Source organism: Nostoc sp. DedSLP04, assembly GCF_034530775.1.
Lineage (GTDB): Bacteria > Cyanobacteriota > Cyanobacteriia > Cyanobacteriales > Nostocaceae > Nostoc.
In genome coordinates this window covers 45534-69267 of record NZ_JAVRCL010000017.1, presented here as the reverse complement: position 1 = coordinate 69267, position 23734 = coordinate 45534, and the positions used below count along the sequence as shown (strand labels likewise).

15 protein-coding genes are annotated in these 23734 nt (G+C 42.3%); 6 read left to right on the top strand and 9 right to left on the bottom strand.

Annotation, left to right across the window (positions count from 1 at the left end; translation table 11 throughout):
• Positions 1–12: 12 nt before the first annotated feature.
• A complete protein-coding gene (locus RMX89_RS12490) occupies positions 13–561 on the bottom strand; it encodes an NUDIX hydrolase (RefSeq protein ID WP_322689153.1) in 549 nt (182 codons plus the stop codon).
• Between the two features lie 68 nt (positions 562–629).
• Positions 630–1145: a 2-amino-4-hydroxy-6-hydroxymethyldihydropteridine diphosphokinase gene (gene folK, locus RMX89_RS12485; RefSeq protein WP_322689152.1), complete on the bottom strand. Its 516-nt coding sequence runs from the start codon at positions 1143–1145 to the stop codon at positions 630–632.
• A gap of 255 nt (positions 1146–1400) precedes the next feature.
• Between folK and RMX89_RS12480 the strand changes: the two genes are divergently transcribed.
• Positions 1401–3791: a penicillin-binding protein 1A gene (locus tag RMX89_RS12480; RefSeq protein WP_322689151.1), complete on the top strand. Its 2391-nt coding sequence runs from the start codon at positions 1401–1403 to the stop codon at positions 3789–3791.
• Between the two features lie 36 nt (positions 3792–3827).
• On the opposite strand, the gene RMX89_RS12475 is transcribed toward RMX89_RS12480, so the two are convergent.
• The 6 genes from RMX89_RS12475 to RMX89_RS12450 form a co-directional block, all read right to left on the bottom strand.
• The gene (locus tag RMX89_RS12475; protein WP_322689150.1) at positions 3828–5204 is read right to left on the bottom strand and encodes an MATE family efflux transporter; all 1377 of its coding nucleotides are present in this window, start codon (positions 5202–5204) and stop codon (positions 3828–3830) included.
• Positions 5205–5806: 602 nt separating this feature from the next.
• Positions 5807–7999, bottom strand: a complete 2193-nt coding sequence (locus RMX89_RS12470) for a transglycosylase SLT domain-containing protein (RefSeq protein WP_322689149.1) — start codon at positions 7997–7999, stop codon at positions 5807–5809.
• A 585-nt stretch (positions 8000–8584) separates the two neighbouring features.
• Positions 8585–9643, bottom strand: a complete 1059-nt coding sequence (locus RMX89_RS12465) for a 3-deoxy-7-phosphoheptulonate synthase (protein ID WP_322674683.1) — start codon at positions 9641–9643, stop codon at positions 8585–8587.
• Between the two features lie 198 nt (positions 9644–9841).
• Positions 9842–11515, bottom strand: a complete 1674-nt coding sequence (locus RMX89_RS12460) for an alpha-amylase family glycosyl hydrolase (RefSeq protein WP_322689183.1) — start codon at positions 11513–11515, stop codon at positions 9842–9844.
• A 517-nt stretch (positions 11516–12032) separates the two neighbouring features.
• Complete coding sequence (locus tag RMX89_RS12455; RefSeq protein ID WP_322689148.1) at positions 12033–12410, bottom strand: DUF1823 family protein; 378 nt, start codon at positions 12408–12410, stop codon at positions 12033–12035.
• A gap of 149 nt (positions 12411–12559) precedes the next feature.
• On the bottom strand, positions 12560–12919 hold the full coding sequence (locus tag RMX89_RS12450) for a hypothetical protein (protein WP_322689147.1): 360 nt from the start codon (positions 12917–12919) through the stop codon (positions 12560–12562).
• 150 nt (positions 12920–13069) lie between these two features.
• Here RMX89_RS12450 and RMX89_RS12445 point away from each other — a divergent pair, with 150 nt between their 5' ends.
• The 4 genes from RMX89_RS12445 to RMX89_RS12430 all read left to right on the top strand — a co-directional run bounded on the left by RMX89_RS12445 (position 13070) and on the right by RMX89_RS12430 (position 19134).
• Positions 13070–13372: an acylphosphatase gene (locus tag RMX89_RS12445; RefSeq protein ID WP_322674686.1), complete on the top strand. Its 303-nt coding sequence runs from the start codon at positions 13070–13072 to the stop codon at positions 13370–13372.
• Between the two features lie 108 nt (positions 13373–13480).
• Positions 13481–14545, top strand: a complete 1065-nt coding sequence (gene speB, locus RMX89_RS12440; RefSeq protein WP_322689146.1) for an agmatinase SpeB — start codon at positions 13481–13483, stop codon at positions 14543–14545.
• A gap of 748 nt (positions 14546–15293) precedes the next feature.
• Complete coding sequence (locus RMX89_RS12435; protein WP_322689145.1) at positions 15294–16439, top strand: hypothetical protein; 1146 nt, start codon at positions 15294–15296, stop codon at positions 16437–16439.
• A gap of 790 nt (positions 16440–17229) precedes the next feature.
• A complete protein-coding gene (locus tag RMX89_RS12430; RefSeq protein WP_322689144.1) occupies positions 17230–19134 on the top strand; it encodes an adenylate/guanylate cyclase domain-containing protein in 1905 nt (634 codons plus the stop codon).
• Between the two features lie 178 nt (positions 19135–19312).
• On the opposite strand, the gene RMX89_RS12425 is transcribed toward RMX89_RS12430, so the two are convergent.
• Positions 19313–20488, bottom strand: coding sequence for a homospermidine biosynthesis protein (locus tag RMX89_RS12425; protein WP_322689143.1), 1176 nt, complete (start codon positions 20486–20488; stop codon positions 19313–19315).
• 883 nt (positions 20489–21371) lie between these two features.
• Here RMX89_RS12425 and RMX89_RS12420 point away from each other — a divergent pair.
• Positions 21372–23723: a family 2 encapsulin nanocompartment cargo protein terpene cyclase gene (locus RMX89_RS12420; RefSeq protein ID WP_322689142.1), complete on the top strand. Its 2352-nt coding sequence runs from the start codon at positions 21372–21374 to the stop codon at positions 23721–23723.
• Positions 23724–23734: the final 11 nt, after the last annotated feature.

Below are 23734 nucleotides of genomic sequence, written 5' to 3'. Positions count from 1 at the left end.
AAGGAAAGAGTATTAAATTAAAAACGGACGCGCCAGAAAAAAGCTAGAAACTGATTTAGCATCTACCGGCTCTCCCCCCAGAATAGCTTTTTCTAATTCTTCAGGAGTCATAAACACAGTTTCGATATCCTCGTCTCCATCTTGTGGTGGTGGTGTCTCCAGCTTTTCTAAATCTCGTGCCAGAAAAGCATAGATAATTTCATCAGAATAGCCAGGAGCTAGGAAAAATTCGCCTAATTTGTCCCATTTTTGGGCACTATAGCCAGTTTCTTCGGCAATTTCACGTTGTATTGTTTCTAAAGGCTCTTCTTTTCCTTCCAATGTCCCCGCCGGAAATTCTAATATCCGTCCCTGAATTGCAAAACGATACTGGCGCACCAGTATAAGTTTACCTTCTGCTGTCACTGGTACAGCTAGGGCACCGCCAGGGTGACGAATACATTCCCATTCTCCTTCCGATTTATTCGGCAAACGCAAGCGATTAACTTCAAAATCAAACTTGCGTCCTTTATGAAACAGGCGTTGTCTGAGCAGTTGTGGTAATTCTCTACCTAATGGCATAGTAAAATCTGATTATCTGTGAATACAGAGGCAAAATCAGTGTTCTTCTGCTTTTAAGGATGGTAATTTTAATTGTCCATCCATAAATGTACATCAGAACAGTCTACCTCTTTCAGCAGCTCTTTAATCACACACCCGGAAACTGGTTCTATCCAATCTGGGGCAATTTCTGCCAGTGGGACTAACACAAAGGCGCGATCCCGCATTCGTGGATGGGGAATCTGGAGATTTTGTGTGTCCAAAATAATGTCATCATATAATAACAAATCCAAATCTAGGGTTCGTGGCCCCCAACGTTCCTGACGCACGCGCCCAAATTGTTGTTCAATTTTCAACAAAATTTCTAATAACTGCTGGGGAAGTATTTCTACCTGCAATATGACACAGCCATTGAGGTAATCTGGCTGTGGTGGTCCGACAGCTTTGGTTTGATACCAATGGGATCTGGCTTCTAAAACAATACCTGGCGTTTGGGCTAAAGTCTCGATAGCTGCTGATAAAATTGTCTGAGAATCGCCAAGATTACTACCAAGAGCAACGGCGCTTCGTCTTAGCTCTGCTTCGTCGTAGCCCGATGTGGACATTATATTTTCCTGAAATAAGCCGTTTTCGGGCTGTCTGTGCGGATACTTGTCAATAGTTTTTAAATTCGCAGTATTTCTCAAAACTGCAACATTTTTTACAAAACTAAATTAACCAAATTTAAAAAACATTATTTTCTAGTGAATTCAGTTAATTATTTATAGGATATTATACTAACACAATGGTAGTGCTATAACCCCAAAGTTGATTGATGGTGGTTATAATTGCTTACTACTTTGAGTGAGCGAGGAACTGACGTGGGGAAGCTTACCTCCTGGTTCAAGCGAAGACCGACTAATTTGAGTGACTCTGGACGAGGAGGAACGAATGAGAGCTTACCACCAGCACATCTGGCGCAGACGAGGCAGTTACTGAGCAAAATGAAAATTTTACCATCTAAGATAAGGGTCAATCGGGCAACTGGCGCTAAACCACTCTATCGCCGCTTTTGGTTTTGGGCAGGTTTGAGTATTGGTGGTGGGATAGCTGCCTCGATCTACGGCATTAGTTTAATAGATCGGACTTTGCCAGATCAGTCCGAGTTGAATGCTGTGTTTCGAGAGCAAACACTGACCATTAAAGCTGCTGATGGCAGCATATTACAACAACAAGGTGAAGCGACCAGAGAACAGCTAAAGCTAGAACAAATACCAGATAATTTAAAAAAAGCTTTCATCGCCTCAGAAGATAGAAGATTTAGGCAACACAACGGAGTCGATCCGCAAGGGATTGTCAGAGCGGGTTTGAATAATTTGCGATCGCAAGGTGTGGTAGAAGGTGGTAGCACCATCACCCAACAGCTAACGCGGATTTTGTTTTTGAAACAAGAGCAGACAATCTGGCGCAAGCTCAAGGAAGTCCGCCTTTCCCAAAAAATGGAGCAAGAATTAACCAAAGATCAGATTTTAGAGCGTTACCTAAATCTGGTTTATTTGGGATCTGGAGCTTATGGTGTGGCAGATGCATCCTGGGTATATTTTAGTAAAACGCCAGATCAACTTTCTCTTGCAGAAATGGCTACGATTGCTGGATTAGCTCCTGCTCCTAGCTTGTACGCCCCCGACAAAAATCCCGAAGCGGCAAAACGGCGGCGGGACTTGGTATTGCTACGGATGCAAGAAGATAAAGTAATTACACCAGAGGAAAGGCAAGCAGCCATTCAGGAGCCATTAACTCTCAAAAGCAGTTTACCCAAACGAGTCCAAGTAGAATCACCCTACTTTACCAGCTACATTCAAAAAGAATTGCCCAAGTATGTTTCTCCTAATGTGCTAAAAAGTGGGGGTTTAGTAGTAGAAACCACGTTGAACCCAAGTTGGCAGAAGGTGGCAGAAGAGGCAGTTGCAAAAACATTGCGAAATCAAGGACGCTGGGAAAACTTTAAGCAAGCGGCAATGGTGGCTATAGACCCCCGAAATGGTGAAATTAAAGCAATGGTTGGGGGAAAAGACTTTGGTAAAAATCAGTTTAATCGAGTTACCCAGGCACAACGGCAGCCAGGATCGACATTTAAAGGGTTTGTATATGCCACTGCGATCGCAACCGGTAAAAGCCCTTACGATAGCTACGAGGATGCGCCCTTTGTCGTAGACGGCTATGAACCGAAAAACTATAGTGAAAACTTCCGGGGTTCAATGAACATCCGAGATGCTCTTACCCGCTCTGTTAATATTATTGCGGTCAAGGTGTTGATTGATGTGGGATTTACACCAACGATTAAACTAGCCCATGATATGGGAATAAAATCTGAACTCAAGCCCACCTATTCCTTGGCTCTTGGTTCAAATGAAGTCAATCTGCTAGAGTTAACCAGCGCTTATGGTAGTTTTGCGACTCAGGGATTGCACGCAGAACCTCATGGTATTACCCGCATCCTCAACCGCCAAGGCAAAGTCATCTGGTCAGCTAATTTCAAGTCAAAACGCGCCCTTGACGCTGACAGTGCCGCCATCATGACTTGGATGCTACGCAACGTCGTCCAAGCGGGAACTGGTGGTGCTGCCCAATTAGCTAATAGACAAGTTGCAGGCAAAACCGGCACCTCCGACGAAGCCCGCGATTTATGGTTTATTGGCTACATTCCTCAGATGGTGACAGGGGTATGGCTAGGTAACGATGACAACCGCCCTACTTATGGCAGTAGTAGTAGTGCCGCTTACACTTGGCGCGAATTTATGGAAAAAGCGGTAGAGGGGATGCCTGTAGAAAAGTTTCCCAAACGACCCAAGTTAGACGGTCGCAAAGGCACTATCAAAGCCCAGTCCGTCAAGCCCAAACAAGTGCTGAATCGTTCTATTGCCTCTAAAGATGATGATGACTCAGAAGGGGAAAGAGCGAGAAATTCTAATTCTGAGGAGAGTGGTTCATCTAGGAGACGTAGAAGAAGGAGAAGCTATTCTCAAGAAGAACAGCAATCGAGCGATTATACTCCAAGACGGAGAAGGCGCGATCGCAGCGAATCAAGTTCTAGTAACTCCTCTTCAGAATCATTTACTCCACGGCGACGCTCTAGAAGAGTAGAATCTGATTCACCCCCGCGTCGAAGAAGTCGGCGAGAGTCGTCTCCTGCAAATAGTTCTGGTTCTTCAGGTTCTTCATCGTCAGAACAACCATCTTGGCGGGATAGACTTAGACCTTCTAACCAGTAATGAGAAGTGGGCATTGTTAATACTATGCACTTTTAGTCAACCAGACTCAATCTCAGAAGTCAAAAGATAAAAACGCCCAGTTAAAAGCACTGCACCCATAAGTAGCCCTAGTATTAAACCCAACCATAAACCTATAGCACCCCAGCCGAAAGTGAATGCCATCAGATAGCCCCCGCCTAGACCTACTATCCAGTAAGCGAACATAGTAATTAACACTGGTACTTTGGTATCTTTCAAGCCGATTAAAGCACCAGCAGCAATAGTCTGAATAGAATAAAATATTTGGACTATTGCCCCGGCAGCGAGGAAAGAAGTTGACGTTTTAACTATCTCGATATTATCTAAATTACTGGTGTCCAAATACATTGCCACAATATAGTTGGGAAATAGCCAAAAAATCAGTGCCACAATACTTACAAAAGGAGTAACAAGCGCAATGCAGACTAATCCGGCTGTGCTTGCACCCTTGAGATCGTTTTGTCCCCTCAACTGTCCTACTCTCATCGTGACGGCATAGGAAATACCTATAGACACTGTTTCGACAAAACTTTCTGTCTCGACGGTAATTTCATGTGCTGCTAACGTCTCTGTTCCAAACCATCCCATCATTAAAGCAATGGCAGTAAATACTCCAATTTCTGCTCCATACTGCAACCCCAAAAACCACCCAGTTTGGAAGATATCTATAAACATATCTTTATCAAACTGATGCAAAGCACAATCAAGCTGATAGTCTTTAAAGTAGTTATCAAAGCAAATCCAACTGGCGACAGCGATAAAATTTAGCCAAAAAATGAGTGTGCTTCCCCAACCGATACCGGCTAAACCAAGGGCTGGTAAACCAAATTTACCGAACATTAGCACGTAATTAGCAACCGCATTTAATAATAGTCCAGCTACCGTAATTACTGTTAAAAATTGGGGCCGATTGAGGGCAGAGCTAACTTCTTTTAAGATACAAAAACCGAGTGCGGCCGGAAAACCCCAAACAATAGACCGCAAATATGTTTGAGCTAATAATACATTGCTTTCTTCTTGACCAGTCAGCAGCAGGATATAGTCAAAGTGCCAAATGATAAACATTACAGGTAAGCACATCGTCACGGCTAACCAAATTCCTTGACCAGTAGCACGATTCACTTGGTCTATCTTTCCTGCACCAAAAGCATTGGCGACACTTACACCCGCGGCTGAAAGAACAGAACGACAAACGGAAGCTAAGGTAGAAAAGGTAACAGCACCTAAAGCACCCGCAGCTAAAACTTGGCTGTTAAGTAAGCCCATCATCACCCCATCCAATAGAGGAATGCCCGCTTCTAATATTTGAGTAATTACCAAAGGAACTGCTAATTGCAGGCAGGCTTGAACTTCTAATATCAGTTCTGACTTAAATTCTTTTGAGGTTAACTCCATTGGGGCGCTAAAAAAGCAATACTGAATACATTAAGATATATTAACGCCATAGGTGTAATCAACTCAAGCTATTAGCGATCGCCTCTCTAAAAATTGTGTTTTATAGCAAGGGACTGGGGACTGGGGACTGGGGACTGGGGACTGGGTAAAAAGCCTTTTTGTGTCTAAGTTTTATCGTCTGTTGATGTCCTAACCACCAAGGCTTGCGCTATAGAATCTACGATTATCCTTAAATCTTAAATATTCTTAATGCAATCTGCTAACAGAAATTTTTAAAAGATTCAAAAATTATATTTACATAAAAAAGAATAATTTTAGTAAAGTAAGATTCTACTAAAACTATTCTTTCTAAAAATGTTTTAGACAAATAGAACACAAAAAAACTAATAATTAAGCTTGTAATTTTCCTTTTGAGAATAGTGCTATCAAGATTTAGGTCGTTATGTGATACGTTGCAATAGCGCAGCCTCTTTGAGTAATAGAGTGTCTGAGCTAGCGACATTACGAATTAGTAATTAGCTAAACAGATATCACTATGAGTTGTGAACTTTGAATTAAAAAATTGCTTGAATTCAACACTCACAACTCATAACTTTCTCAGATTATCGCGCTGGTAGTTGTGGGTGTGTGGTCGAGTACTTTGTCACTATGTCAGAAATTTCCGGGTTGTAAAGCCTTAGATAATTCCAGTAGTTGCCAAATACTTGCCGCACATAGTTTTTAGTTTCATCAAAGGGAATTTGTTCAACAAACTCATCTGGATCTTTTGTAGTTAGTGTTTGCAACCATTTGGAGACATTGCCGGGGCCAGCATTGTAACTAGCGATCGCCAGCAAAGAGTTATTGTTATATTGATCGTGAGTATGACCCAAATACCATGTACCCAGCATGATGTTATCGTTGGGATTTTCTAAACTTATTGTTTTGAAATCCACCTTGATTTGTGGCGCGATCCATTTAGCTGTACTCGGCAACAGTTGCATTAAACCAGTAGCATCAGCGACAGATTTGATTTTTGGTTCAAACCGTGACTCTTGACGCATCAAAGCAGTTACTAGCAAAGGATTTAGTTTACGGTCAATAGACCACTTTTCAATCTCTCGCTGATAGGGAAATGGATAACGCGCTTGCCAGTAGGTGATTTGTTTACTCAGAGTCTGATATTGGGCAACTTCGGCTGGTATTTCTCGGTCTTCCAATTTAGAAATTTCATCAATTCCGATGAGATTTTCTCCTTTAGCCTGCCGCATCAACCCTTCAGTAAATTGCTCTGCTACCGTTGGCTGAATTTTGTTCTGAAATTCTGTTTGCCATTGTAACCAGGCATCGCGGTCTTGACCTAGCAGATACAATTCTTTGAAAGTTTCAGAACCAGCAGGCGGTAATGGACGCTGGGGTGCGATTACTTCCGGGTTCATGACGCGCACGTTGTCAAAGTTGCCGACATTTAGCCCCAACATTGTCGCGGCTCGCCATGCATAGTAAGAGTAGGGAAACTGGCTAACCACATATTCATAAGCAGTTTTAGATTCTTGCTGTTTCCCCAGTGCAGCCGCCCATTTACCTACCCAAAAGCCTGCTCTTGGAGCCAAAATGCTATTGGGGTTATTGGTGACGATTGGTTCTGCCCATTGCCAAGCACCGACGTAATCTTTGGCATTGGCTTTATCTTGGGCGATTTTCCAACGGTATTCTGCTGCTTCGTCAGAGTTAGCGTATTTACTTATGAGTAATTGCCACGCCGCGCTAGCTGACTTTTGATCCTTGAGAGTTTGGATTTTGGCTTTTTGTGCCAGTGCAGTACCAGCTTGTTTGGGAAATTTACTAATTACTTGGTCAAGATAGGGTAAGCCATCTTTAGGTGTTTTTGCGGTTTCTGCTAACCGCAGTAGTGCCGTCCCAGTTTCCTCACTATTGGGAAATTGCTGCACTAATTGTTTATAGGTGGCGATCGCTTTTTCTTTATCTTTGCCTCCCACCTGTAAGCCCCGTGCAGTACGGTAGAGGTTGCGCGATGTTTTGGGTGCTTTGGCGTAAGCATTGGCCGCTTTCGGAAATTGACTATTTTCCCAATAGCTAGTGCCAATGAGTTCCCAATCTTCGGGTTTGAGGGTAGTCTGTTTTGCTAGCTGATCCAAAACGCCCACTATGCCTGGTTGATCGTAGGCATACTTAGCCAAAATTAATTGTAATTGTGGCTGATTGGGATTTTCTTGCAAGCGTTTGCGGATAATTTCCCAAGTTAGAGGATTGGAAGGAAATTGAGCGATCGCAGTTTCTTGTTGCTTTGGTTGAGCAATCAGATATAGCGCTTTGACTGCGGCCGGTTCTTTGGGATACAGTTTTAGCACCCTTTGCCTGAGATCGGAGGCTTTACCGTCCTCGCCCAGCAAATCCTCTGCCTGGGCTTGTTTGAGCAAAATGTATGGTGCGAGGATCGGATAGTCTTTCTCTAGTCCTTCGAGTAAAACTAGAGCTTTTTGCCCTTGGGTTCTTTCAATATAATCACTCGCCAAAAGATAACGAGCGCGGTTGCGATCGGGCGATCGCGATTCGGCAGCGATCGTTGCTAGTTTTGCCGCCCGTTCTGGCAGCGATTGCGATATCAGCCCAAAGACAGCTGATTTGGCAACACTACCGTCCGATCTTTGCTCTGCTTGATTCTGACTTAGTTTGAGCCATTTTCCCAGAGACTTGCCAATCTCAGGTGCTGATACCATTGCCCCAGTTAAAAAGGCAAGCAGTGCTGCACCCGCAATTATCGAAATTTGCTTTTTCTGTAGTTTCTTCAGCATGAATACCCGCTGAAAAGTTTCGGTGAATTTCTTGAAACTCTAACACTCCTAACCATCAGTGTTACCAATTTTTAATTTTAGATTTTTAATTTTATGTAGAAAAATACTCATTTTCAATCCTTCAGTTGGTAGTATTGAGTAATTAGCACATATTAAATCCTATTACATCTATCTTGGGTATATCTTAAAAGATGTGGGAGGTAGTTCTTCGTTGGGGATTCGACTCTTACTGATTTGATACCACTGAACTCTCGTACCCTGCGGGAAGCTGACACGACAGTGCAAATCTGAAACTCTTCTCTCGATAAATAAATTACGTCGCCACCACTTGGGTATTTTCCAGTTTTGTTGGGTGTATTATCGCCTCAGCCTAACGCACCGTCATAAATTTTCGTGCGTTATGGACTTTAGATTTAACGCACCCTAGCAAATTAAAGCTAATGTAGAGCAGGTTTTGAAATTTGCGCGTACACCGTTGCTGAAACAGTAAGAGAAATGGAGCGGAGTTTATTAGTATACATTAATACTTAACAAATATCCTCTAAATCCCCATCGATCGCATTCTGAATTCTGACTTCTGACTTCTCATTTAAGTTTTTCGTGAGCAGCCAAAATAATTTTTTCAGTTTCTTCCCAGCTAATACATTTATCAGTTACAGAAACACCATATTTTAATTCTTCTTGTTTCCCAGCAATCGGTTGACTACCTTCATACAAATGCGATTCCAGCATCATGCCAACAATTGATGTATTACCATCCACTATTTGCTGAATAATATTTTCTAAAACAGCACCTTGTAATTTGTAATCTTTATTGGTATTTCCGTGGCTACAGTCGATAACAATTCTCGGTGGTAAATTTGCCTGTTTTAATTTCTCTTCTACCAGTTTGACATTTGCTGGATCGAAGTTAGGTTGACTACCACCTCTTAAAATTACGTGACCGTAGCCATTACCTTTAGTTTGAAAGACGCTGACCTGACCGTTTTGATTAATTCCCAGAAAACTATGCGGGTTTCCAGCTGATTGTAGAGCATTCAAAGCTACTTGAATATTGCCATCAGTACCGTTTTTAAAACCTACAGGCATCGAAAGTCCACTGGCCATTTCGCGGTGAGTTTGTGATTCAGTTGTGCGTGCGCCAATGGCAGACCATGTAATCAGTTCGCTGATATATTGAGGGATGATTGGATCTAGTGCTTCTGTGCCAGCAGGTAATCCCAACTCTGTAATTTTTAATAGTAGCTCCCGTGCAATTAATAAACCTTTCTCTACATGAAAAGAATCATCCATATCTGGATCGTTAATTAACCCTTTCCAGCCTACGGTTGTTCTGGGTTTTTCAAAATACACTCGCATAATTAGTAGCAAGTTATCCTTGACTCGCTCGGACAAGATTTTTAATCTCTCAGAATATTCGAGCGCTGCTTTTGGGTCATGGATTGAGCATGGGCCAACTACTATAAATTTCCGACGATCCTTAAAATCCAGGATATCTTCTATTTCCTGCCTATATGCTAAAACTCTTTGTTCGGCTAATTGTGTTAAAGGTAATTTTGACTTTACTTCATTGGGAGTTAATAAAATGCGATCGTTCTCAATGTTAGCGTTATCGATATTACTATTAAATAATTTGTTGTGCATGGGGGATGCTTTGGCAATTCTATAGACGCACTTCAACTCAAAAGTGTAACACAAACCAATGAAATTTTAAAATAGCTTATTTTCTGCTTGACAAATTTCTAATTAGACTGTAAATGAGTTAAATTATAACTAAAAAAGGGGAAAACATTTCCCCTTTTCTTTTTTATTGGACTACCGACTTAGTGGTAGTGTATATCGTTACTGCCATACAAACACTTTAGCTTCGTATGGTCCCAAGTCAATTATCATGCCATCTTCACCAGATTCGACATCATAATTGCCTGTCCACTCGTGCCATGTCCCAGCGCTAGGAAAGTCAGGAACTTGATAGCCTCCTAGAAAATTTTCTGAGAAATTTGCAATTACGACTACACGAGAACCTTCATCATTCCAACGAGTATAAGCTAATACTTTTGCTTCCGGATTTTCGTGGATAAAATCGATATTTTCTGTGTAGAGAGCGTGATTGCTTTTACGCAGATTAGTTAAGCCTTTGTATGATTCAAATAAACCACGATTTAAATCGTTACCTAACAGTGTCCAATCAATTTTGGATGATTCAGGTTGTTTAGGTTTATACTCGCCAAATTCTTCTCCCATCCAAATCAAAGGCACACCAACAGCAGTCATTAGGATGGCTACTCCTAATTTGACCCGGCGAAATGCTTCTTCGTCAAAAATCTCACGGTTCCCCAGTTCAACCATCACATGATTATGGTCGTGGTTAGTGAGATAATTTACTACATTGGTAGCACCCAAAAAGCCTTGGCGCTTGCAGTCAATCACATCTTTGAGACGCTCTAAATCAAACGTATCACCGCAAATGTGTTCTAGAATGCAATGATAAAAACTATCATGCCAGCAACCATCCATCGGCCCATCTACATTGGTAATGCTGGTAGTTTCAGGAATGTGTTCGGCAACATTATAAAAAGGCTTCATGCTAGCAGTGTTTTTGGCTTCCTGAACAATCCAGTGCATGAAGTCGTAGTTAGCAATTTGCCGCGCCGCATCATAGCGAATACCATCAAGATGAAATTCTCCAATCCAAAAACGAATTGTATCACCAATAAATTTCCAGGCTGGTTTAATATCTAATTTTTCATCATAATGTTCGTAATTAAACTCAGGCCCCCAATTATTATCAGGGTCACGAGGTTCGTGATGATACCAGTAATCGTGGTCAATTTGTGTTAAAGGAGCTGATGCTTCTGAGTGGTTGTAAATTCCGTCAATAATTACACGAATGCCTTTGCCATGACACTCATCAATCAAATTTTTTAACTCAGCAGTAGAACCATAACTCGATTCTGTTGCAAAGAAGTGACGAGGGTTATAACCCCAACTATAATCACCAGGATATTCTTTAAGTGGCATCAACTCAATAGCGTTGATTCCCAGTTCACACAAATAGTCTAACTTTTCAATGACGTGTTTGTACTTGCCTCGTGCATAAGGATCGTCCTCGCCACCAGAAAAGTCACCGACATGCAATTCATAAATTACTAATTCGTGGTCAGCAGGTAAAGGTTTGTCATCATGTTGCCAAACATAAGTATCGGTAATCCTTTGCCCATCTTTGACCCGGATAATACCATCATCTTTTCCACTTTGTTCATCTATATCAGTTGCATAAGGATCTGTAACATCAACCCATTGCTCTGGTTCAAAAAACCATGAATTTGATTGAACGCGAAATTTATATTTATAAACGCCGTCTTCTAGTTCAACACTTGTACGAAAATAACCATCATCACCTTTTTCCATTGGAATTTCTTGCCAATCAGAAAAAGAACCAATTAATGCTACTCCTTTGTTATAAGGTGCAAATAAATTAAATTCAATTGGCTTTGCCATAGAAGTGTTTGTAATACCAAGGGTTGATAGAAGTATTCTCGGATGCTCAATTGAATTTGCAAATCGCTCTACAGAAAGAATTATGCAACCAGCGCTTCTATCTTCAGGATGAATTTATCAATAAAATTGTAAAGAATTACTGTGATTAATATTTTTTGACTGTTTATCATATTTTTTTACTAATATCAAATTCAACGTCAGGCATTTTTCGCCCGTAATACTACTAAGCCTAAAATGCTATTGAACTCAAAGTGTAAAATTAGAGGATGTTTGAAAAGTCACGATTGATGTATCAAATATTTTTTTACCCCACCCTAACCCTCCCCTTATAAAGGGGAGAGAACCGGATTTTTCTTGTTTCCCCCCTTTATAAGGGGGGACTAAGGGGGGTAAAAATGCAATTAAAATCACAGCCCATCACTTTTCAAACAACCTCTTAGAACGGATAGATTAATGGCTTTTTCTTAAGTTTTTAAATAGCAGATATTTAGTAAGGATAAGGGATTGTTTGCTAAATATCTGCGGTATTGGATTACTCAATTTTGCTGCTAGTTTTTTGCAGATAACTTAACAACCAATTTGCTGCCGTTGCCCTGCGAGTTTGTCGAGGGCCAAATTCCCCAATTTTGTAACCTTTGAAACCCAGTTTTTCTTTTAGCATTTGTTTATTTTCAGCAGGAATGGAACGAGTCAACTTGACTGTTGCGGGGCGAGATTCAAGAAAATCTGGTGGTTGTGGGTACTCATCTTGCCATTCTGGTGCAACTAAGCTGGTGTCCCATTGTGCAATTGAAGAGTCATAACGATAGCCTAAATAATGCCATAGCAACTGGTTGACTGTGGCATCATCAAGTTTATCGTCAAGAATTGCCCAAATTGTTTCTGTATTAAGTGGTGGCAGGTTAGACATAAACAATTCAAAATTCTAAGTTGAAAAACTGACTACTAAATTAATTAAATTCACTACAGTTAGGAGGTAGTTAAAAATACTTTATCACTAGTTTGCGGCACTCCCAAAGTGGGGGATAATTTTATTTTTATCTATACCTGCTGGAAGATTTATTCGCTACAACCATTAGACAAACTACTAAAATGACCCCAAATAAAGAAATTCGCCAACTCAGGAGGAAAATTATGGGAATAGAGGATATGTTCAGAAATATAGTCGGTGGCAAGCAGAAACAACGCGATCAAGAATGGGATAATCGCGATCGCCAGTACAGACATCGCGGCGATGATGATGACGATGACCGCCAGTACAGACATCGCGGCGATGATGATGACGATGACCGCCAGTACAGACATCGTGGCGATGATGACGATGACCGCCAGTACAGACATCGCGGCAATAATGATGACGATGACCGCCAGTACAGACATCGTGGCGATGATGATGACGATGACCGCCAGTACAGACATCGTGGCGATGATGATGACGATGACCGCCAGTACAGATATCGCGGCGACGATGATAACGAAGAGCAGGATTAATTATTGCAAGTTGGAGTTAAAAACAGGTTGTGTATACACAAACTAGGTAGACTGGAATCGTAAAGATTAGACCAGTCTATGCACAATTCCACATCACTGCCAAAGATTATCCGCGCCCATGTATTCATTTCTGGCCGAGTCCACGGAGTAGGCTATCGCTATTCCACTGTCGATACAGCTAGGCAGTTGGGATTAACCGGTTGGGTGCGGAATCTCCCCGATAATCGAGTAGAGGCAGTCTTTGAAGGGGCGCGAGAGGTCGTAGATGATATGGTTCGCTGGTGTCATTCTGGGCCACCTGCTGCTGTAGTTAAAGATATTGTGGTTGAGTATGAAGAACCGGAAGGGTTGCGGGGATTTGAAGTGAAGCGGGTTGAGTAAATAGTTAGTCATAGACCGCTAGTTTACTGCCTGTGAAAAATTTTGATTACAATGCAGATGTCCACTAGGCGGCGTGCTGTCTATCCACGTAAATCCAGAAGATACTCAATGAGTAATCAATTAAAAGACTACAATCCCAGCGGCGTAGGTGAAATAAATGGCAACCTCTTAGGTTTGCCCTGCGATTATGAGTCTGCAAACTTGATTGTTTTTGGTGTGCCGTGGGAAGTTACTGTTTCTTATGGTGCTGGCACTGCTAATGGCCCACAGCGAATTCTAGATGCTTCGACTCAATTAGATTTGTTCGATTTCGATCACCCTGATGGTTGGAAGCAGGGAATTTTTATGGAAGAAATTCCCCAAGATATTTTAGAGAAGAACACATACTACCGCGCTTTGGCAGCAAAAATTATTGAGCGATTAGCCGAAGGTAAACAACTTTCAGATACACCAGATTTAACATCTGTCCTCACAGAAATTAATCAGGCTAGTCAACGGATTAATCGATGGCTGTTTGAAAATTGTCAGGCAGCAATTGATAATGGAAAGCGAGTTGCAGTCATCGGTGGAGACCACAGTTCGCCTTTAGGTTATTTTCAAGCATTAGCAGCTAAATATCCAAACTATGGCATTTTGCACATTGATGCCCACGCAGATTTACGCGATGCTTATGAGGGATTTGAGTTTTCCCATGCGTCGATTATGTTTAATGCGATGAAAATACCCCAAATTACTAAGTTAGTGCAGGTAGGTTTGCGTGATATTAGTCATGATGAAGTACAAATGATTGACGAATCTGATAGTCGCATTATTGCTTATTACGATCCCGCTATTAAGCAAAAGCTTTACTCTGGCACAACTTGGATTGATTTATGCCGAGAAATTATCAGTCATTTACCTGAGTATGTTTATATTAGCTTTGATGTAGATGGTTTAGATCCAAAACTATGTCCGAGTACGGGTACTCCTGTTCCAGGTGGGTTGGAATTGGAGCAAACTTTTTGTCTGTTCCGAGAATTGGTCAATAGTGGAAGAAAAATTATTGGCTTTGATATCTGCGAAGTTGGTGATGCGGAGTGGGATGGTAATGTGGGAGCGCGGGTAGTTTACAAGCTGGCAAATTTGATGGATTTATCAAACAGAATTCAGGAGTCAGGAGTCAGAATGGGCTAAACCTTAGCTATCCGCTAACACAATTAATTCTGTACGACACTTCTCTACGTTCGCGTAGCATCTGTCTGCGATACGCTACGCGATCGCCAACGGCATGGCTTCTCTACGAGAGTCCGCGATAGCGCAGCAGTAGCCAGTATTAAAGCGTCGCGTGTGAACAAGAAGTTTTAAAACCCCCACTAAATTAACGTGAGTTCGACAAGCCCTTTTTTGACCTCTCCCCCAACCCCTCTTGGACACCCAGAGGGGAGCCAAAACTCTCCAAGAAATAAATTATCCAATCTTGTGGGGTGGGCATCTTGCCCGCCTTTGACTATGGGCGCTCGTATCGCCCACCCCACAATAAATAGTTGTATATTTTTTTATTTGGAAGTCCCTAATACCAATTCTATTAACGATCGCAACACATCCTTAAGTAAAGACGTGATGAATCGCACCTGTACAAATGCTCTATTTGTCGCATTTTTTTTGATTGGTATAACGTCTCTGAAAAAGAAGATTTAGTGCTTTTCAATCAGTGGCGGGTCTGTAGCAAGATCCCATAGGGTATTCCCTACTGATTGTTCTGACTTGTGAATTATTCTTCAACCAGAATTTATATAAGGAACAAACAATCAGTACATTAGCGTCTGTCTCTATATCTCTCTGAAAACACAAATACTAAATTAATTCCAAGTGCTGAAGTTTTGGAATTATATACTTTATTGTCTACTTAGTGGCTGGATACTATTTTTAGTTATATTTTACTATGAAAATCATGCTGAAAAACTACTTTAACACCAATCAAGGGCGAATTTTCACTGCTTTGATTTTGACTGGATTTTTGTCTGTTGCTAGCGGTTTAACACTTGTAAAAGGTGCTACGGGGGCTTCTGCAAATTTATCGCTAGAAACAAGCAATGAAGTTCTCAAAGAGAATATTAAACCAAACCGCTTGCCACGTCCAGTAGCTAATGCGGTACTGCGCGATTTAGCCCGCAGGCAGGGAATTTTTACTAGACAACTGCAAATTATTGACTACAATCAACAGACTTGGCGCAATGGTTGCTTGGAACTGCCTCAAGCTGATGAATTCTGTACCCAAGCCTTAGTTCCTGGTTGGCGGGTTGTGGTATCTAATGGCAAACAAAATTGGGTTTATCATACCAATAATAATGGGCGATCGCTACGTTTAGCTTCGGCAAATACTCCCTCAGAAAATCTGCCAAATAAATTACCCACATCTGTAAAAAATGCTGTTTTACAAGCCGCATCCAGACGTTTGCAACAGCCAATTTCTCAGTTAACCATTATTGAGGCTCAACAGCAAACTTGGAGAGATAGCTGTTTAGAATTAGCTAATCCTGATGAATTCTGTACCCAAGCTTTGGTATCAGGCTGGCGGGTGGTTGTCGGCGGAGTCGGTCAAACTTTGGTTTATCATACTAATCAAACAGGTTCCGCACTGAGGCTGAATCAAAAGGCTAACGAAACTACACTGGGGCCTGTGCAAATTCCAGCTAGTGAGTTACCACCACCGTTAGATCGAGATATAGTATTTCGCCAAATCTCCAGTGGGGGTTTTGCTGGCAGAACCTATGAGACTGTTTTACTCAAAGATGGACGACTGATTCGCGTGCGGATTGGTGATGCTAATGATTCTGAACGTAGTGTTCGCCGCGTTTCTGTGCAACAGGTACAACAATTTGTGCGATCGCTAGAACGTTCTCAGTTTAGTAAATTTCGGAATTTGAGTTACCCAGCCCCCAGTGGTGCTGCTGATTACATCACCTACACCCTTACCAGCCAAGAAGGTACGGTTCAGTACAACGATATTTCTCAAAATAACCTGCCAAAGAATTTACAGACAGCAGTCAAAGCCTGGAATCAAATTGTCGCCAGCGCACAATCATAACTGGAGTTTAGACTAATTTTACCCATCAAACCGCTAAACCCTTATCCAGACAAGCTTTGATAATTTCTAGGCTTGATATAATTCCGAAGTCTAAAATGCTTACCACACACAGGTTGTAGCCTTAAAAAAAGAATTTAGTCTAAACTCCAGTCATAAACTTCATTGATGAAATTGAAGAAGAAGAAAGTGGCAAGAACCTAGCTACAGAGTCGCCACTCTCTTATAAAGTGATGGGTTTAAAATTTCATAGATACTGGCGATCGCGCTATCTTGAAAAATCAACTTTCAAGATAGCGAAACTAATGAAAGGTGTTTACGGCAATATTTGGTTGAAATACTTATTTAATTCGCCGTTTTGTAAAATACCACATAGGATTAAAATTAAACATGAAGTCTACTGTTAACAAGCAGCTACTTGAACAGCAATATTATATTAAATTGTCAATCCCCCAAAAGAAGTGTCTTAAAAAGATTAATCAAGCTTATTTAGTTTAAATGGGTAAGCAAGTTTGTAGTAAAGACTAAAGTGCTTATTATAAAACCTCTTGCACTAGCTTAGACATTGGACTAGTACAGCACGACGGAAATCTAGCTACTATCTCAATTAACTAGATAAGTTGCTCTGAACAACTTATTAAAGGTAGGCAAATTTCCGCCACAGCGAACTAGTGGTTTTTGCTCAATTATACTCGATTAAGGTGAAAAAATAGCACGCTTAATCAAGTAATATAAACTTAGTAAAAAAATATTTTGGAAAAACAGGCTTGTATATTAATCAAACATTAATTACATGGAACAAGTCATTACTTCAATGCCAGATGCTTTGTTAGTAACCAGTAATTCAGGAAAAATAAAAAAAGTAAATCATGCTGCTCAACAATTATTTGGTTTTCAGGAAGAAGAATTAATAAATCAACCAATATCATTAATTATTGATGAGGATCAATTTTTAATTAAAGCTATTTGTCAACATTTTTATTTAAAGCATAATGCCCAAAATCTAGAAGTGGTTTGTCGAACCAAAACTAGAGAGAAACTGTTGATTGCTTTTTCTTGCTCAGTGATTCCCAAAAAAACAGAAGGGCTAGAAGATATTGTCTATATTGGTCGGGATATTACTGCTTGGCAACGCCGAGAACAGCGTACAAGTGCCCAGTATTCTATTACTCGCATATTATCAGAATCACAAAGCATAAAACAGGGAATTCCCCAAATTTTGCAGTCGATTTGTCAAAACTTGGGATGGGATTTAGGCGAACTTTGGACACCAAGCCAATATATTGGCACTTCCCTACAAGGAGATAGTCTTAATGCAGTACTAAGGTGTGTAGAAATTTGGTCAAGTCGATTAGTTTCTGTCCGAGAGTTTAAAGCAATCACTTGGCAAACTACTTATACACCTGGTGTTGGCTTACCTGGTCGAATTTGGATCAGACGTTTGCCTTTGTGGATTAAAGATATCACAGTAGATGGAGATCAAAGGCGATCGCTACCGGCTGCGGAGGCTGGATTGCACGCAGCTTTTGGCTTCCCCATTTTAGACGATAGTGAAATCTTAGGAGTGATGGTTTTCTTTAGTCGGGAGTTACTACCAAAAGATAAAGACCTATTGCAAATGATGGGTTCTATTGGTAGCCAAATTGCCCAATTTATCAAACGCAAACAAGCAGAAAATGCTCTTGTTGAAAGTGAAGAGCGATATCGAGATTTATTTGAAAATGCTAATGACTTGATTCAATGTGTCAATCCATTTGGTCGGTTTTTATATGTCAATCGTGCATGGCGAGAAACTTTGGGATATAGCGAAGCTGAAATTGCGAATATGAGTATTTTCGATATTATACATCCAGAGTTTAAACAAAGCTGTTTGCAAAGATTTTATCGCGTACTATCAGGAGAAAACCTTGGGCAAGTAACAGCTATATTCGTTACTAAAGACGGCCAAACAATCTTTCTAGAAGGTAATATTAATTGTAAATTTGTTGAAGGTCATCCAGTTGCGATTCGCGGCATTTTTCGCAATATAAGCCAGCGAGTAGCAGCAGAAGAAGCACTTCGTTATCAGCAGAAAGAAACCGAACGTTTATTGCTGAATATTTTGCCAGTCGCAATTTCTAGAGAAGTAAAAGAACAACCAGCAAAAATTGCCGAAGACTTTGCTGATGTCACAGTTTTATTTGCAGATATCATTGGCTTCACCGAAATTGCTACTTCTATGAGTGCAATTCAACTGCTGAACCTACTCAACCCAATTTTCTCAGTTTTCGATCGCCTCACCGAACGATATAGTTTAGAGAGAATCAGAACCATTAACGATGCTTATGTGGTGGTTGGTGGCTTACCTACACGCCGCCAAGATCGTGCTGAAGCGATCGCTTTGATGGCACTGGATATGCAAACTGCGATCGCTCTATTTAATACTGAGAATAACCAAAATTTCAGCATCCGTATCGGCATCCATAGCGGTTCGGTAGTCGGGGAAGTCATCGATCTGAATAAGTTTACTTATGAATATAAAGACACGGTAAACATCGCTCGCTCTATGGAATCGCAAGGTATTGCTGGTAAAATCCAAGTTACAGAAAATACTTATAAGTGCTTGTGCGATGAATTTGTATTTGAAAAACGAGGCGAAATTGAAGTTAAAGGTAAAGGGAAGATGACAACTTATTTGTTGATTGGACGGAAGGGATGAGGGCATTGGGCATTGGGCATTGGGCATTGGGCATTGGGCATTGGGCATGGGGCATGGGGCATGGGGAAGAGACAAGGTAGACAAGAAAAAAGGAAAAGACTTGTTCAATAATTCCCCCTTGTCCCCTTGTCCCCTTGTCCCCTTGTCTCCCCTGCTCCCCTGCTCCCTGCCTATCCCCTTAGTGAGTATTCGGAATCAGCCTTCCACAGGGATAAGTTGCTGTTTGCTGTGAAGCACTTTCAGCAACTGCTGCTGGAACTTGATCTGATGGTTGGGTTTTGGCTGCTAGATAGTCTTTTTGCAGTTTATCTAAAATGGCTTCTCGCCTGTCGTATATACGCTTCAGGGGACGAGGCTGGCATTTGTTTAACACATACGCACTCACTAGTGGTAGAGCGATCGTGCTATCGGTATAACAAACGATTGTGTTAGGTAACTCATCCGGGTCAATTTTACCCCAGCTGACAGCTTCCGATGGGGTCGCCCCAGATAAACCGCCTGTATCTGGACGTGCATCGGTAAACTGCACAAAATAATCGTGTCCTCGTTCTTCCAACCCCAAAACTTCGTGAAGTTGCGGTTGAGTTTGTAGCAAAAAGTTTTTAGGACTACCGCCACCAAGAATTACAGCCGCACTTTTACCTCCTGATTCACGGGCATTATATGCGATCGCGGCTGTCTCATTCACGTCAATTGATGGATCTATTACCAACTGCGAACCTTCCAATGCTAAAGCCGCCACGTTCATCCCAATTGAACTATCTCCTGGAGAAGACGTATAAATCGGTACGCCATACTCATAAGCTGTAGCTAGCAAGCAGGAATGCTGCACACCCAATTGCTTTTCTACTTCTCGGACATATTTACCTAGTAAATGGTGAAACTCAGCCGTTCCCATCCGCTTTTGAAACGCTTCTCCTTGGAGAATCTTGCGGATGAACGCATCAGTTTCTAGCAGCACATCGTAACCAAAAATAATGTCATAAATGCGGATCGTGCCTTCTTGACGAAGTTTCACATCATCCAAAAACGGATTACCAGCAAAGAGTTCAAAACCCAATCCGTAGTGCATATCGTGGTAAAGATTTGCACCAGTGCTAATCATCCAGTCAATAAAGCCGTTGCGAATTAAAGGTGCAAGCGCTGAAACCCCAAATCCTGCTGGCGTCATCGCACCGGAAAGGCTAACTCCCACCGTGACACCTTCCGTTAGGACATCGCGACTCAGTAGTTGGCAGATTTCCCGCAACCGCGCTGAGTTGTAAGCGGTGAAGTATCGATCGATTAAATCCACTACACTGATATCATTTGATATCGGTGTAGGTGCAATTTTTTGACCCAGCTGTTTAGACATTTTGGCACTCCCGAACAGTAAACACGCCGAATCTAATAGTATCTAGCTTTCACCCAAAGTGACAGCAATACTTTTTTACCACTAGCTTGAAAAAATAAGTGAGCAGTAGGAGAAGAAAACTTTTTCAACCCTTTTGGGATTTTCTTATGATTAGCTGTCTTGAAACCTTATAAGTATTTCACAGGCATATTAGTCACATTGCTGCAAAATCGCACCATAGCTTTACTAGCACTGGGTTGTAATCCAGTGTGTGCGATCGCTTTTTCGGTTTTGGAATAGTGATGCCTTAATGGACATTAGTTGTAAAAATTAACAATTAGTATTTTTTCTTTAATAACTATCTTAAATCTTTTAACTATCTGCTTAACTGTCTTAACTGTCTTTTAATTCTTCAATTTTTGATTTAACTATTTGTTTAACGGTCTTAACTGTCTTAAGTGTCTTCTAATTCTTCAATTTTTAATTTAACTATTTGCTTACAGCTTCAATGTACGGCTTGCTTTTTATTTACAACTATGAAAAGTTATGAGAACACCACAATCTAGTAATTAAAATTTATTTGCCAACAACTCCAAATATTAGTCCTATAGTTCGTTACTTAGATTATGAGCAGAATGGCACTAAGATATCAGCAAATCCAGTATTCATAAGACTTTTGGGTGTGGTGTGTCGGGTGTCGGGTGTAGTGACGAAAAAGTTTATTAATGTTCGCACTTGTTGTTCATTTTCTTGATTTGTTCCCTACACCCGACACCCTACCCCCTACACCCTGCCCTGACTAGGTTTCACGTTTTCTTAGTGCCATTCGATTATGAGCATCTTAATAATATTATCGCCTTGAAACGAGCCACCACAAGCAAACCAAATGTGGGGATCTAACTGGATGGTGATGATACTTGCGAACTGCAACAATGCTCAGATCGTCCACGAAATAAAGATAGAAGAAGACTCCAGAGGAGGTTTAGCGCAGATCATGCAACCCTTTGAACTGCCAGAATTTTACACGCCTTGGCCCGCACGGCTGAACCCAAACCTGGAAGCGGCACGAGTCCATTCCAAAGCGTGGGCTTACGAGATGGGGATACTTGGCTCAGAAGAAGAAGCACAAAGCTCGGTTATTTGGGATGAACATACATTCGATGCCCACGACTACGCCTTACTTTGCTCTTATACCCATCCAGATGCGCCGGGAGCGGAGCTTGACTTAGTAACCGACTGGTATGTTTGGGTATTCTTCTTCGACGATCATTTCCTAGAAATCTATAAGCGCACCCAAGACATGGCTGGGGCAAAGCAGTATCTTGACCGACTGCCAGCGTTTATGCCAGTGCATCCCACTGATACCCCTTCCGTTCCGACCAACCCAGTAGAGCGCGGCTTGGCTGATTTGTGGTCTCGTACCGCCTTTACTAAATCTGTGGACTGGCGACTTCGATTCTTCGAGAGTACCAAGAACCTCCTAGAAGAGTCTCTGTGGGAACTCGCCAATATCAACCAAGATCGGGTCGCCAACCCCATCGAATACGTCGAAATGCGCCGCAAAGTTGGTGGCGCTCCTTGGTCAGCGGATCTTGTCGAACACGCCGTGTTTATAGAGATTCCGGCCGAAATCGCCTCGACTCGGCCAATGCGTATCCTCAAAGACACATTTGCCGATGGAGTGCATCTTCGCAACGACCTATTCTCCTACCAAAGAGAAGTGGAGGATGAAGGTGAGAACGCTAACTGCGTGCTGGTCTTGGAGCGCTTTTTAAATGTCAGTACTCAGGAGGCAGCTAACCTCACTAACGAACTGTTGACCTCGCGGTTATACCAGTTTGATAACACTGCTGTCACCGAGTTGCCCCCCCTGTTTGAGGAGTACGGACTAGATCCAGTGGCTCGTGTTAACGTTCTCCTTTACATCAAAGGACTCCAGGACTGGCAATCGGGCGGTCACGAGTGGCACATGCGATCGAGCCGTTACATGAATAAGGGAGGAGACAATTCTCCAACATCTACGATTCTGGGAGGCCCCACAGGTCTAGGCACATCGGCTGCGCGTATTCAATCGCTATACGCCGCCTTGGGTTTGGGAAGGTTCAAGAGCTTTACTCACATTCCATACCAGGCTGTGGGACCGGTGACACTGCCGAAGTTTTACATGCCGTTCACTACAAGCTTGAATCCCCATCTGAATGCTGCGCGGAAGCATTCCAAGGAATGGGCGCGCCAGATGGGGATGCTGGAATCACTACCTGGGATTCCTGATGCCGTCATCTGGGATGACCACAAGTTTGATGTTGCCGACGTAGCCCTTTGCGGTGCGTTGATCCATCCGAATGGATCTGGTCCTGAGCTGAATCTGAGCGCGTGCTGGCTTGTTTGGGGAACCTATGCCGACGATTACTTCCCGGCGCTTTACGGAAATAACCGCAACATGGCTGGTGCGAAAGTGTTCAACGCCCGACTGTCGGCGTTTATGCCTCTGGATGACTCCATCCCCAGCGAGGTTCCAACCAATCCAGTGGAAGCCGGCTTGGCAGATATTTGGTCTCGCACAGCAGGCCCCATGTCCGCAAATGCGCGGACTCAGTTCCGCCGGGCGATTCAGGATATGACTGATAGCTGGGTGTGGGAACTCGCCAACCAGATCCAAAATCGGATTCCCGACCCGATAGATTATATTGAAATGCGCCGTAAGACCTTTGGCTCGGATCTGACCATGAGTCTGTCCCGACTAGCTCAGGGCAACGAGATCCCGCAGGAGATTTACCGCACCCGAACAATGCGATCGCTCGATAATTCCGCCGCCGACTTCGCCTGTTTTACCAACGATATCTTCTCCTATCAAAAAGAAATCGAATTCGAGGGTGAAATCCATAACTGTGTGCTGGTCGTTCAGAATTTCCTCAACTGCGGTAAACCACAGGCCGTTGAAGTTGTCAACAACCTGATGACTTCTAGGGCGCTACAGTTTCAACACATCGTCGCCACCGAACTGCCAGTTCTTTTCGATGATTTCGACCTGGATGCAAGTACCCGCAAGCAACTGCTCGGATACGTCAAGAAACTAGAGCAGTGGATGTGCGGCGTCCTCAAATGGCATATAACAGTAGACCGCTATAAGGAATTTGAATTGCGTAGTACGTTAGCAGGGCGGCTACTTAGCGGGCCCAGAGGGCTGGGTACTTCAGCTAGGCGTATTGGCTCGTCAATCGGTCAGGGGAGTCTCAAGTCATTACTCGGTCAATGAAGTTAGGTTTT